The sequence below is a fragment of the Mycobacterium sp. 1245805.9 genome (assembly GCF_001672915.1).
Taxonomy (GTDB): domain Bacteria; phylum Actinomycetota; class Actinomycetes; order Mycobacteriales; family Mycobacteriaceae; genus Mycobacterium.
Map to the genome: position 1 here is coordinate 25476 of NZ_LZKR01000072.1, position 12658 is coordinate 38133.

The following is a 12658-nucleotide window of genomic DNA, read 5'->3' on the forward strand; positions in this document are numbered from 1 at the left end:
CGGGAGAGGTTGCGCGCCAACCTCGTTGGCTCAGTCATGGTTCGGGCTCCTTGTTCCACCGCGCCCCAGGGCGACTCACCGAGCACCCCGCGGCTGACGCTAGAATATGTCAGTGCTGACGTAATTGGAAGATGTCAGCACTGACAAGTTTGGCAGGGCGATTACGCCGGTGAAGGTTCGGCGAAGCCGCGGCCGAACCGCTCCACCATCCGCCAATACTCCGGCACGTTGCCGTCGCCGAGGTAGTCGACCAGCAACCGCACCTCGGGCGGCACACGTCCGTCGACGTCGGTGAAGCCGTACTCGCGGGCGAGCCGCGAGGCGAAGAACGATCGGCCCGTGCGGGCCATCCGATCGGGGTCGGTGAACAGCGCGACGACCGCGCGGCCCGGGAACCGCGGCGACTCGCAGATGTCGAGGTCGAGCCCGAACAACTGACGCGAACCCGAGGGGCCCTCGGTCGCGAAGGCGAGGATGCGCTCGGTAAGCACCAATCCCGGCCACAGCCCGATCACGGCGACATTGTGCTCGCGCAGTTCGAGCGCGGTGTCGTGGGTGATCTTCTCGATGGCGGCCTTGGCCGCCCCGTAGGGCGTGGAAAGGAGGTAGTCCTCGCAGCCGTGGGAGGAGATGTTGACGATCAGCCCGCCCCCCTGCTCGATCATCATCGGCGCGGCGAGCGCCGAGGTTACGAAGTTCGCGCGCGGGCCGACGACGAGGCTATCGGTGATCGCCTGGAACGGCAGCGTCCAAAACGGTTGGGCCACCATCGATGTGAAGTCCGGCGACGCGACGTTGACCACCACGTCGAGTCGGCCCGCTTCGCGCCGCAATTCGTCGAACACGGCCTCCACTTGACCGTCGTCGGCGTGATCGCAGGGCCGGGTCACCGCAGCGCCGCCGAGCGCCCGGATCTGATCGGCGGTCCGCTCGAGCCCGGCGCCGTTGCGGGCGGTGAGCCAGACGGTGGCGCCCTGATTGCCCAGCTCGATCGCGATGCCCTGGCCGATGCCCTGGCTCGCGCCGGTGACGAGGGCCACCGCGCCGTCGAGGGGCGGTGTCACTGGCACTGCCCTCCAGCCGGCTCGAGCCCTCTGACCGCCGGCGGATCATCCTCGCACACACCGACTTTGGCCGCGCCGCCCGGCGAGCCCAGCCGCTCGAAGAAGTCGGCGTTGATCTGCGTGTAGCCGCTCCACTCGTCGGGCAGGTCGTCCTCGTAGTAGATGGCCTCGACCGGGCAGACCGGCTCGCAGGCACCGCAGTCGACGCATTCGTCGGGCTGGATGTAAAGCATCCGCGCGCCTTCGTAGATGCAGTCGACGGGGCATTCCTCGATGCAGGCCTTGTCCTTGAGATCGACGCAGGGTTCGGCGATCACGTAGGTCATCGCGAGATGTCCTCGAGCGCTTGATGCGCGGCGTTGTAGCCGGGGGTGAAGGTAATCCCCGGCCCCCCATGGCATCCCGCGCCACCCAGGTACAGCCCCTCGATCGGAATCGGCAGGTCGATAAAGCCCTTGGGCCCGGGTCGGTTGGGCCCCATCAGATCTGGATGCAGCATGCCGTGGCAGAAGTCGCCGGCGGGCGCCGCGAACATCGTCTGCATGTGGTAGGGAGCGAACGTGATATGCCGAATCTGGATGTCGCGGAAGTTGGGCGCGAAGCGGGTGATCTTGTCGATCACCTTCTCCGCCATCACGTTCTTGAGCTGGCCGTGCAGTTCACGGGGCGTTTCGACCGGGAACGCATAGGCGAACGCGCTCGCCGCGTGCTTGCCCGGGGGCGCCATGCCGGGGTCGTGCACCGACGGGATCTGCATGCCCATCGACGGATTGTCCGGAACGATGCCCCGCTTGCATTCCTCCCACTGGCGTTGCTGTTCTTCGGGCGACCCGAAGATGCCGATCGACGACTGCATGCCGGGTTCGTTGAGAAAGTCGTACGGCGGGGCGAATTCCGGCAGGCCGTCGAGGGCAAAGTGGATCTGGACGAACGGCGCCCGATGGTCGCGCCCGCTGAGCCGGGCGACGAGGTCGGCGGGCAGGTGCTCGGCCCCGACCATGTCGACCAGGGTCAGGTCGGGCGAGAGGTTGGACACGACGACCGGCGCGCTGATCTCGGAACCGTCCTTCAGGCGCACGCCGGTCACGCGGTCGTTCGCGACGAGAATCTTTTCCACCTTGGCGCGGTACCTGACCTCGCCCCCGTGTGAGACGAACAGATCGTGCAGGTGTTGGCCGAGCGCGCCGATGCCGCCCTCGAGTTTCGTCATCATCGCCGCACCCTCGTTGGGGACGGCGAGCGCGAACGCCAAACACGTTGCGCTGCCCGGGGTGTAGGGACCGCGGTAGGTGGAGTTGATGGCGAGGAAGGCGAGCATTCCGCGCAGCACCGCGTGCTTGTCCTTGTCGGGCAGGTAGCGGTCGATGGGATCCATCGCCGACCCGAACAGCACCTCGTGGATGGCCCTGCGCTCGGATTCGTTTGCGGCGCAGGCGTACATCTCGTCGAGAGTCTTGGGCGGCGTGCGCACCTCGAAGCGGCCGAGCGCTTTCGCGGGCCCCTGGCTCCAGCCAATCATCTCGGCCATCCCCGTGACGGCCTCGGTCCCGAGCTTCTCGGCGAGGTGGGTCATCAGCTGCATCGGATCGCGATAGAAGATCATGGGTTCTTCGCCGTTGTCGCCGAGGTTGACCGACTGGACTTCGGCGTCGACGGTGGGCAGCGTGTCCAGCCCAAGTTCCTTGGTGATTGCGGGGGCGGTGGGAAACTGCACCGAACCCGCTATCTCGTAACGGAATCCGTCGATCAACTCGACGGTGGCCGCCATCCCGCCGCTGTAGGTATTGGCCTCCAGGCACAGGGTGCGCAGGCCGGCGCGCTGCAGGACCGCCGCCGCGGTCAGCCCGTTATGGCCGGCGCCGACCACGATCGCGTCATAATCCGTCATCGCTGATGCTCCTTCTCCGAAATGGTCTTCGCGGCGGCCCGGCGAGACACCCATCGAGGGCGGACCTAATATATGTCAGTACTGACTCAATTGGAAGACGTCGGCGCTGACCGGATCGGGGATGTGATGTGATGCCAGGTATGGCCGAGCCGACGAACCTGCACAAGCTGCGCCGCAGCAGAACCCATGAGGCACTGCGCCAGGTGGCCTTGAAGAGGTTCGCGAGCGAGGGCTTCGGCAACGTGACGGTGCAGCAGTTGGCTCAGGAAGCCGGCGTCACCGAGCGCACGTTCTTCCGGCACTTCCCCACCAAGGAAGCCGTGCTGTTCCAGGACTACGACACGCACGTGGAGTGGCTGGCCGAGGCGCTCACGCAACGCCCGCGGTCCGAGTCGGTGTTCGACGCGGTGCTGGCCAGCATGGCCAGCTATCCGCACGACATGGAGCTGGTTCGGCAGGCGGCGCTCGCCCGCGCCGAACTGATCACCGGCGAGCAGATCGCCGGCCACCTGCGGGTGGTCCAGTCGTCGTTCGCGGCCGTCATCACCGACTTCGTCAAGCAGCGCTACCCCGACGTGGAGAACATCGAGCTGGTCGCCAACGTCGCGGGCGCCACGCTGGCCGCGGCCATGGTGATCGGGGTGGAGACGTGGGGGCGCAACGGCTGCGTCGACGACTTGGCGGCCATCTCCGCCACCTGCCTGGACCTGGTCAGGTCGGGGCTTTCCCCGCTCACCTGATCGCGAGTGTGCGTGTCTGCACGGCGACACGCCGCAATCCTTGGCAATTTGCGCACGCTCGCCGCAACGCGCGCGTACGGCCGAAACGAAAGCTAGCTGACCAGCGTGACCGACGTGGACCGGCGCAGCTTGCCCGACGGCGTCTTCGGGATGGTGCCGGGGCCCAGCACCACGACGTTGCGCGGCCGGACGTCGACCTCGGCCACCACTTCGTGGGCGACCTGGTGCTCGATGCGGCGCACCTCGGCCGGGTCCTGCCAGGCGTTGGACTCGACAGCGACGGCGAACGTCTCGCGGGAGTGGCCGGCGTCGAGGCGCACCGCGACGGCGCAGCCGGGCCGCACCCCCTCGACGCGGCACGCGGCCCGCTCGATGTCGGTCGGGTAGATGTTGCGGCCCGCCATGATGATCACGTCCTTGACGCGGCCGCACACCACCACGTGGCCCTCCTCGGTCAGGTAGCCGAGGTCGCCGGTGTCGTACCAGCCGTGCTCGTCCTGCGCCGGGATGAAGCCGCCCATGGTGAGGTAGCCGGGCGTCAGCGACTCGCCGCGCAGCTCGATGACCCCGACGCCGCGGGCGGGCATCACGTTGCCGTTCTCGTCGATGATGCGGGCCTCGAGGTCCTTCAGCAGCGGGCCCAGCGTGGCCAGCCTGCGGGTGTTGCCCTTGGTCGCCGGGACGGCGCGGCGTAGGGCCGCGAGCAGGTCGGCGTCGACCTCGTCGACGACGAGCCCGGCGTTGCACTCGGAGAACGACACCGCCAGCGTCGTCTCGGCCATGCCATAGGCCGGCAGGATCGCCGAGGGCCGCAACCCGAACGGCTTGCCCGCGTCGAGCAGGTCCTCGACGTCGGCGGGTTCGACGGGCTCGGCGCCGGACAGCGCGAAGCGCAGGGTCGACAGGTCGAAGTCGCCGGGCTTGGCGTTGCGGCGCAGCCGCTTGGCCAGCAGCGCGTAGGCGAAGTTGGGCGCCGCGGTCATGGTGCCCTTGTACTTGTCGATGAGCTTGGCCCAGAGCAGCGTGTCGCGCAGGAAGTCCATCGGCGTGACCTTGACCAGCTCCGCGCCGAAGTACATCGGGATGGTCAGGAAGCCGACCATGCCCATGTCGTGGAAGCAGGGCAGCCAGCTGACCATGACGTCCTTGTCGACGTCGTACTGGGCGCCGATGAACATCGCCTCGGCGTTCGAGTGAATGTTGCGGTGGGTGATCTGGACGGCCTTGGGAGATCCCGTCGAGCCGCTCGTCAACTGCATGAGCGCCAGGTCGTCCTCGCCCACCTCGATCGGGTCGATCGGCTCCGAGGCCAGCAGGTCGGCGACGGTGAGGACGGTGATGCCCTTCTCCTCGAGCACGGGGATGGCCACCAGGAAGGGCTCGGACACGATGACGGCCTTGGCCTCGATCATGCCGATGACGGTCATGGTGTCCTCGGCCCACATCGCCAGGTCGGTGCGCGGTGTCGGCTGGTGCAGCATGGTCAGGCTGGCGCCGCGCATCCACAGCCCCTGCGCCGTCGGGGCGATCTCCACCGGGAAGCCGGCGAGCACGCCGACCGCGTCGCCGAGGCCGATGCCCGCGGCGGCCAGGCCGCCGGCGATGCGACGGGCGCGCTCGTGCACCTCGCCCCAGGTGTGCCGGACGGGCGCGTGCGGTTCACCGGTGACCATGCCCGTCGTCGCGGTGCGGGCATTGTGGAACATCTTCTCGGTAAACCTGCTCACAAAAACCTCCTCGGTTCCGGCAGTTGCCCCAAGGCCCGGAATCTCATGTTCCGCCTGCTGGGTGCCACTTTGTAGCAGCCAAGCGAGCACGATTGCGCAGCGGTTAGGTCTCGGACAGGTGATGAGCCAACGAGCCCACCGGTAATTCCGGTGGGCGAAGGAATCGAGTGGTCTTGCTTACCGCTGCTCGTCACCGCCAGTTATCTTAAACTCCTCTTAAGTAACTGCCAAACTGTGACGCGCCTTGAGTGCGAATTCACACTTCAGTGGGGGCGGGCACGACGCGGGCGCCGGGCACCGGACCGGTGGCGACCCGAACGGTGCGACACACCCCCGCCCCGGACAGCTGCGTGCCGACGTCCACCGCCGACGCCGCCGACGTGCACAGGAAGGCGCACGTCGGGCCGGAGCCGGACACGATGCCGGCCAGGGCCCCCGCCTCGACGCCGGCGCGCAGGGCCTTGCGCAGGGCGGGGTTCATGCTCACCGCGGCCGCTTGCATCTCGTTGCCGAGCAGCGGTGCCAGTTGCTCCGGGTCGCCCGCGGCCAGAGCCGCCAGCACCGGCCCGGGCTCGGCGAGTCGCGGCGGTTTTCCGGCCTTCCTGAGCCGGTCCAGCTCCTTGAACACCGCCGGGGTGAGCAGCTCACCGTCGGCGAACGCCAGCACCCAGTGGAAGCTGTTGCGCGACAGCACGGTCGCCAGCTCCTCGCCGCGACCGGTTCCCAGCGCGGTGCCGCCGTGCAGCGCGAAGGGCACGTCGCTGCCGAGCTTCGCGGCCAGGATGCGCAGGTCGCGCCGCGGCACGTTGAGTTCCCACAGCGAGTTGATCGCCACCAGCACCGCCGCCGCGTCGGCGCCGGCGCCCGCCATGCCGCCGGCCACCGGAATGGACTTGTCGATCATGATCGAGACGTCGGGCGCCCGCCCGACGTGTTCGGCCATCAGCTCGGCCGCCTGCCAGGCCAGGTTGCGCTCGTCGGTCGGCAGCTTGCCGGCGCCCTCGCCGACGAGCTCGAGCGACAGCACGTCGGCGTTGCGGACCGTCACCTCGTCGAGCAGCGAGACGGCCTGAAAGACCGTCGTCAGCTCGTGGTAGCCGTCCTTGCGGCGGTCCCCCACCGCCAGGTAGAGGTTGACTTTGCCGGGCACCCGCACGGTGACCGACCCGGTGGGCACCCACTGCGCGGCGGTGTTGCCGTCAGACACGATAATCCCCGTCGACCACCGCAGCAGACTAACGCCGCGCCGGGCGAACCACACGCCATGGCGCCGGGTCAGCTCGCCGAAGCGTGCCCCGAAACGCTCGGCAGCGTGTCGTCCGGATCCCCGGAGCGGCGCAACAACCGCACGAAGTCGTCGATGGACAGCGTCTCGCCGCGGCGGGCCGGATCGATGCTGGCGGCCAGCAGCCGATTCGCCGACTCGTTGCCCGAGCCGGCCCATTCGGCGAACGCGTTGCGGGATGTCTTGCGCCGCTGGGCGAAAGCGATGTCGACGAGTTCGAACACCCGCCGCCGGAAGGCGTCGTCGGTCGGCCACGGCGACGTCGCGTAGCGGTCGATGCGAACCAGCCCCGAATAGACCCGCGGGATCGGCCAGAAGACGGTCGGCGACACCATGCCGCAGCGGCGCACCCGCCCGAAGAAGCGGACCTTCACGCTGGGCACGCCGTAGTCCTTGCCGCCCGGCTCGGCGGCGAGCCGTTCGGCGACCTCGGCCTGCACCATCACCGTCACGGTCCGGATGGACGGGAATTCGGCGAGCAGGTGCAGCAGCGCGGGGACCGCGACGTTGTAGGGCAGGTTGGCCACGACCGCGGTGGGTTCGTCAGGCCCGTCCGGCAGCTCGTCGCGGCGCAGGGTCAGCACGTCGCGGTTCAGCACCGACAGGCGCTGGATTTCGCTGTGCGAGTGTTCGGCGACGGTCTGGGGCAGCCGGCCGGCCAGTGCCGGGTCGATTTCGACGGCGGTGACGGTGGCGCCGCGGTCAAGCAGTGCCAGCGTGAGCGAACCGAGCCCGGGACCGACCTCCAGGACGTGGTCGGAACGGCCGACGCCGGAGGTTGTGACCACCCGACGCACGGTATTGGCGTCGTGGACGAAGTTCTGCCCCAGTGCCTTTCGTGGCCGAAATTCCAGTTCTTTGGCCAGCCGCCTGATCTCGGTGCGCCCGAGGAGCCGGATGGTCAGCTTGCACCAGCTCTTCCGCTGCACACGGGCCAGGCGCCCCAGCCCTGGCGCTGCCGGGTCACCTCGGCGACGGCGATCTGCTCCTCGCGGGTGGCGAGGTCGGCGCGGGGCGCGAAGCGCAGCCCGCCGTTGCGCTCCCAGGTTCCCTGGTCGAACTGCACACCGCCGTAGTACCCGTTTCCGGTGTTGATCGCCCAGTTGCCGCCGGCCTCGCAGCCCGCGATGGCGTCCCAGATGGATCCGTTGCTCACCGGCGGCACGTCGGTGCCGGGCTTGGTGCCCACCCGGACCACGGCCTCGCGGGCCGGGGCGATCACCGTGTTGGCGACGGGCAACCTGCCGGTCTCGACGCCGTTGACCGTGGCCACCGCGAACGTCACGTCCTGGGTGCCCGGGCTGCCCGCGTCTTCGACGACCTGGCGGCTGACGTTCATCTCCGGGTCCTCGATCCGGCGCGCGGGCGGCTGCAGCGGGACCCGCTCGGTGACCCGCTGGATCCGGTTGCGGGTGACCTGGATCTGCATCCCGTCCACGATCGGGGCCGCCGCCCCGGGTGCCACCTGGTCGCTTTCGAGCAGCGGCGCGCCGGCGGCGTTCAACAGGCCGGCGACGTTGGCCGCGGCGAGGTGGACGGTGCGCACCGTGCCGCCGTCGTTGATCTGGACCGTCTTGGCGCTCACCACGGGCAGCGACATCCCGGCCAGCGGAACGCGGCTGCCGCGGGAGGCAGCGGCCGGCGCGGTGTCGGTCATCGCCAATTGCGCAAGCGCCTCGTCCACCGTCGACGCGGTCGTCCACACCTGCTTGGAGTCGTGGCCGTCCAGCGAGATCTGCAGCGGCCGGCTGCGCCGCAGCACGATGTTGGCGGCGTCGCGCACCTCCACGTCGGCGGCCGGGTAAAGGTCGTCGCGCTCGTCGACCCTGAAGCCGTTCTCCTGGACGATGTCGATCACCCGCGACTTCATCGTCGACACCCGCATCGCGATTCCGTCAACGGTCAACGTCACCGTCTTGGACGCGGAAACCGCGAGCCCGCCGGCGAAGCCCAGTACTAACAGCAGGCCCGCGACAACGAGCCGCAACATCGGTGATGAATTGTGATGAAGTTTTGTCAATACAGTCAACGCGCGTTACCCCGACCTCAGCAACCAGTTACGAACCACTCAGCAGGAAAATCACTAAACGACAGCGGGGCCATTAGGCCCCGTCCGTTCGATCACAAGACGGTAACGAACCGGCCAATGTTGGGCAACTCCAACGGACCGGTGTTAACGAATTCACCGGTCCGCCACAGCTACTCCGAAGCCAGTCCGTAGACCCGGCGGGCATTGCTGGTCGTGACGTGCGCCACATCCTCGGGGCGACGATCCAGCAGTTCAGCGATCGCCCGCACAGTATAGGGAAGGCAATACGGCTCGTTCGCTGCGCCCCGATAGGGGTGCGGGGTCAGAAAAGGCGCATCCGTTTCGACCAAAAGCTGCTCCGGCGGGATCAGCGCGACGGCCTCGCGCAGGGCGCGCGCATTGCGAAAGCTGACCGTGCCGGAAAGGCTCAGCAACCACCCGCTGTCGACGCAGCGGCGGGCCATCGCGCTATCCGACGAAAAACAGTGAAAGATCACGGCGTCGGGGGCGCCCTCCGCCGCGAGCACGTCGAGCACCTCGGCGTCGGCCTCCCGGTTGTGGATCATCAGCGGTTTCCCGCACCGCTTGGCCAGGTCGATGTGCCAGGCGAAGGCCTCCCGCTGCGCGGCCGGTTCCGCGCAGCCCTCCAGCCGTCCCGGCCAGTACAGGTCCATCCCGGTCTCCCCCACCGCCACCACCCGGGGCTGGGCGGCGAGCCGCTCGATCTCCGCGCGGGCGGCGTCGTCCAGCGCGTTCGCGCGGGTCGGGTGCAGCGCCACGGCAGCGTAGACGCGCGGATCCCAGTCGGCCGCGCGCGTCACCCAGCGGGCCGACTCGAGATCGTCGGCGATGGTGACCACGGCGCCCACGCCGACCGCCGCGGCGCGGTCGACGATGGCCCGCACCCCCTCAGCGTCCTCGGCGCCACACGCGTCGAGGTGGGTGTGCGCGTCGATCAGGGGCGCCAGCGGCTCGGGCGCGGGCGGCGCTTCTCGTTCACCAGAGCGGTTGGAACCCACCGCCACACAATAGGGTGAGTCTCGATGAGGCCCTACTACGTCACCACCGCGATCACGTACCCCAACGCCGCGCCGCACTTGGGGCACGCGTACGAGTACATCGCCACCGACGCCATCGCGCGGTTCAAGCGGCTGGACGGTTTCGACGTGCGCTTCCTGACCGGAACGGACGAGCACGGCCTCAAGATGGCCCAGGCCGCGGCCGCCGAGGGGCTGCCGACCGCCGACCTGGCCCGCCGCAACTCCGACGTGTTCCAGCGCCTGCAGGAGAAGTTGAACATCTCCTTCGACCGGTTCATCCGCACCACCGACGCCGACCACCACGAGGCGTCCAAGGAGATCTGGCGACGGATCGAGGCGGCCGGCGACCTGTACCTGGACACCTACTCCGGGTGGTACTCGGTGCGTGACGAGCGGTTCTTCGTCGAGTCGGAGACCGCGGTGGTCGACGGGACGCGGATCGCGGTCGAGACCGGCACGCCGGTGACCTGGACCGAGGAGCAGACCTACTTCTTCAGGCTCTCGGCGTATGCCGACAAGTTGCTCGCCCACTACGAGGCGAACCCCGACTTCATCGCCCCCGAGGTGCGCCGCAACGAGGTGGTCAGCTTCGTCTCCGGCGGGCTGCGCGACCTGTCGATCTCGCGGACCTCGTTCGACTGGGGGGTGAAGGTCCCCGGGCACCCCGATCACGTCATGTACGTCTGGATCGACGCCCTGACCAACTACCTGACCGGGGTCGGCTATCCCGACACCGATTCCGACGCGTTCCGCCGCTACTGGCCCGCCGATCTGCACATGATCGGCAAGGACATCATCAGGTTTCACACCGTCTACTGGCCGGCGTTTCTGATGTCGGCGGGAATCGAGTTGCCGCGCAAGGTTTTCGCGCACGGGTTTCTGCTGAACCGCGGCGAGAAGATGAGCAAGTCGGTGGGCAACGTCGTCGCCCCGGACGAGCTCATCGATACGTTCGGCCTCGATCAGGTGCGCTACTTCCTGCTGCGCGAGGTTCCGTTCGGCCAGGACGGCAGCTACAGCGAAGAGGCGATCATCGCCCGGATCAACGCCGACCTGGCCAACGAACTCGGCAACCTGGCCCAGCGCTCGCTGTCGATGGTGGCCAAGAACCTGGACGGGGTGGTGCCCGAGCCGGGTGAGTTCACCGCGGCGGACACCGATCTGCTGACGGCCGCCGACGGCCTGCTGGAGCGCGTGCGGGCGAATTTCGACGGTCAGGCGATGCATTTGGCGCTCGAGGCGATCTGGCTGATGCTCGGGGAGGCCAACAGATACTTTTCGGCCCAGGAGCCGTGGGTCCTGCGCAAGAGCGAGTCCGAGGCGGATCAGGCCAGGTTCCGCACCGTCCTCTATGTCACGTGTGAGGCGGTGCGCATCGCGGCGCTGCTCGTCCAGCCGGTCATGCCCGAGTCGGCCGGCAAGCTGCTGGACCTGCTCGGCCAGGGCGCGGACCGGCGGGCTTTTGCCGCGGTCGGCGAGCGGCTGGTCCCCGGGACTGCGCTGCCGCCGCCCGCGGGGGTGTTCCCCCGCTACCAGCCCCCCGCCGCGCCCGGCGAGTAAGCGGCGATTCAGGTGCGCAGCAGGGCGATTCGGTCCGGCGTCCGACACCCGTGAGGAAAGCGACCGGGCGACCCGCGGTCATAGGCCATAATCGGCCTGTGGAACGACGACGCAACCCGCAATCGAGCGAGCCGCTGACAACATTGCAGCAATTGCCTGCGTTGGTCGTCCTGGAGCGAATCCCGGTCCCGGTGCTGGCGATCGGGAGTGACGGCGGGATTTTGTTCACCAACACCGCGTTCGCCGAGATGCTCGGGTTCGAGCCCGACGAAGTCTTGTCGCTGCGCTTCCAGGAGATCTTCCACGAGGCCGCCGAGTCGGAATCCCTGCTGTCGGTCGTCCACGCGCTGGCGAACATGGTCGTCAAACTCGCTCACAAGGACGGTTCGGTGGTTCGCGCCCTGATGAGCAAGTCCGCCCTCCTGCGAGCGGACGACCAGTTCGTGCTCGCGGCCTTCCAGGATCTGACCGAGCAATTGTGGGAAGACGAGCGGTAGGTCACTCGGCGCGCGTCTCCACCGTCGGGATATGACGTCGAATCAGTCAGGAATCGCCGTCCTTGATGCCGAAGACGGCGTAGATGCTGACCGTGGTGAATCTGTCGAGTCGCGGAAAGCGCTTGCGCGCCTTCTCGAGCACCGGCAGCAGCCGCTTGTCACCGCGGTTGTAGGCGATATCGACAAGCCGTAGCCCGCTGTCGTCGAACGCGGCCCGGAACTGGTCGGGCGTGTTCCCGTTGAGGCCGATATCCAGCAGGGACCCGACGGGATGGCCGTTGTGCCGAGCGGCCGCCGCAAACACCGCGCGGTTCGGCAAAACGGCGTGCGCCCACGGCACTTTCAGCCCGGCGCGGCCGTGGTCGCCGAAAGGGCTGTAATACAGCGGACTGAAGCCGGCGTAAATGAGCCCGTCCGGCCGGACCAACCGCTCGCCCAGCGCTTTCAGCAAGGCCGCGACATCGGCGACGTGTTCGAAGGTGTCCTTGGAAACGATCACATCGAATAGCTCGTGCGCCGGGAGCGAAGCCGCCTCGCCCGCTCGGAATGTCACGCGGTCGAGCAGGTGGGGAAACCGCTGCGCCAGGTTGCGGTTGGCGAACGCGATACGGCCCGCGTCGAGATCAACGCCCACCACTTCAGCCCCCGCTTCGGCCATCTCGACCGACATGGCTCCGTGTCCGCATCCGACTTCGAGAACGCGTTTGCCCGCCCAATCCACAGGGGCGCCGAACCTCCGCCAATACTCTTGGTTGGACGCCTCCTGCTCTTGGAAGTACTCGCGCGCATACTCCTCGGTTTCAGTCAATGCGAGACCTTTCGGTTATG

The 12658-nt window shown here is 68.2% G+C and carries 12 protein-coding genes; 3 read left to right on the forward strand and 9 right to left on the reverse strand.

All coding sequences use genetic code 11. The features are described from left to right. Window positions 1–161: 161 nt before the first annotated feature. From A9X00_RS10855 to A9X00_RS10865, 3 genes are read right to left on the reverse strand one after another with little or no spacing between them, the layout of a single operon-like run. Window positions 162–1064: an SDR family NAD(P)-dependent oxidoreductase gene (locus tag A9X00_RS10855; RefSeq protein WP_067152748.1), complete on the reverse strand. Its 903-nt coding sequence runs from the start codon at window positions 1062–1064 to the stop codon at window positions 162–164. Further along, window positions 1061–1390: a ferredoxin gene (gene fdxA, locus A9X00_RS10860; RefSeq protein ID WP_067152750.1), complete on the reverse strand. Its 330-nt coding sequence runs from the start codon at window positions 1388–1390 to the stop codon at window positions 1061–1063. Before fdxA ends, A9X00_RS10855 begins: the two co-directional genes overlap by 4 nt. Then, window positions 1387–2952, reverse strand: coding sequence for an NAD(P)/FAD-dependent oxidoreductase (locus tag A9X00_RS10865; protein WP_067152752.1), 1566 nt, complete (start codon window positions 2950–2952; stop codon window positions 1387–1389). Before A9X00_RS10865 ends, fdxA begins: the two co-directional genes overlap by 4 nt. A gap of 140 nt (window positions 2953–3092) precedes the next feature. Here A9X00_RS10865 and A9X00_RS10870 point away from each other — a divergent pair, with 140 nt between their 5' ends. After that, window positions 3093–3692 carry a TetR/AcrR family transcriptional regulator gene (locus A9X00_RS10870; protein ID WP_067152754.1) on the forward strand — a complete coding sequence of 200 codons (600 nt, stop codon included), beginning with the start codon at window positions 3093–3095 and terminating at the stop codon, window positions 3690–3692. A 92-nt stretch (window positions 3693–3784) separates the two neighbouring features. Here A9X00_RS10870 and A9X00_RS10875 read toward each other — a convergent pair whose 3' ends face one another. The 5 genes from A9X00_RS10875 to A9X00_RS10895 form a co-directional block, all read right to left on the reverse strand. Further along, window positions 3785–5419, reverse strand: a complete 1635-nt coding sequence (locus A9X00_RS10875) for a fatty acyl-AMP ligase (protein WP_067152756.1) — start codon at window positions 5417–5419, stop codon at window positions 3785–3787. Window positions 5420–5675: 256 nt separating this feature from the next. Next, entirely contained in the window at window positions 5676–6632 is a 957-nt protein-coding gene (locus A9X00_RS10880) for a 4-(cytidine 5'-diphospho)-2-C-methyl-D-erythritol kinase (RefSeq protein WP_197515133.1), read from the reverse strand. 62 nt (window positions 6633–6694) lie between these two features. After that, window positions 6695–7642, reverse strand: coding sequence for a 16S rRNA (adenine(1518)-N(6)/adenine(1519)-N(6))-dimethyltransferase RsmA (rsmA, locus tag A9X00_RS10885; RefSeq protein WP_067152811.1), 948 nt, complete (start codon window positions 7640–7642; stop codon window positions 6695–6697). Next, window positions 7606–8733, reverse strand: a complete 1128-nt coding sequence (locus tag A9X00_RS10890) for a resuscitation-promoting factor (RefSeq protein ID WP_197515131.1) — start codon at window positions 8731–8733, stop codon at window positions 7606–7608. Before A9X00_RS10890 ends, rsmA begins: the two co-directional genes overlap by 37 nt. 170 nt (window positions 8734–8903) lie before the next feature. Next, on the reverse strand, window positions 8904–9758 hold the full coding sequence (locus A9X00_RS10895) for a TatD family hydrolase (protein WP_067152760.1): 855 nt from the start codon (window positions 9756–9758) through the stop codon (window positions 8904–8906). 18 nt (window positions 9759–9776) lie between these two features. Here A9X00_RS10895 and metG point away from each other — a divergent pair, with 18 nt between their 5' ends. Together metG and A9X00_RS10905 are read left to right on the forward strand one after the other, a co-directional pair. Then, a complete protein-coding gene (gene metG, locus A9X00_RS10900; protein WP_067152762.1) occupies window positions 9777–11333 on the forward strand; it encodes a methionine--tRNA ligase in 1557 nt (518 codons plus the stop codon). Between the two features lie 134 nt (window positions 11334–11467). Continuing rightward, window positions 11468–11830 carry a PAS domain S-box protein gene (locus A9X00_RS10905; RefSeq protein ID WP_082975056.1) on the forward strand — a complete coding sequence of 121 codons (363 nt, stop codon included), beginning with the start codon at window positions 11468–11470 and terminating at the stop codon, window positions 11828–11830. A gap of 46 nt (window positions 11831–11876) precedes the next feature. Here the strand turns inward: A9X00_RS10905 and A9X00_RS10910 are convergent, their stop codons facing one another. Further along, window positions 11877–12638 carry a bifunctional 2-polyprenyl-6-hydroxyphenol methylase/3-demethylubiquinol 3-O-methyltransferase UbiG gene (locus A9X00_RS10910; protein ID WP_067152766.1) on the reverse strand — a complete coding sequence of 254 codons (762 nt, stop codon included), beginning with the start codon at window positions 12636–12638 and terminating at the stop codon, window positions 11877–11879. Between the last annotated feature and the right edge of the window lie 20 nt (window positions 12639–12658).

What these genes read in the sequence shown, in the direction of transcription:
- A9X00_RS10865 (WP_067152752.1), bottom strand. Translation starts at nt 2,952, where the DNA reads ATGACGGATTATGACGCGATCGTGGTCGGCGCCGGCCATAACGGGCTG.
- metG (WP_067152762.1), top strand. Translation starts at nt 9,777, where the DNA reads ATGAGGCCCTACTACGTCACCACCGCGATCACGTACCCCAACGCCGCG.
- A9X00_RS10870 (WP_067152754.1), top strand. Translation starts at nt 3,093, where the DNA reads ATGGCCGAGCCGACGAACCTGCACAAGCTGCGCCGCAGCAGAACCCAT.
- fdxA (WP_067152750.1), bottom strand. Translation starts at nt 1,390, where the DNA reads ATGACCTACGTGATCGCCGAACCCTGCGTCGATCTCAAGGACAAGGCC.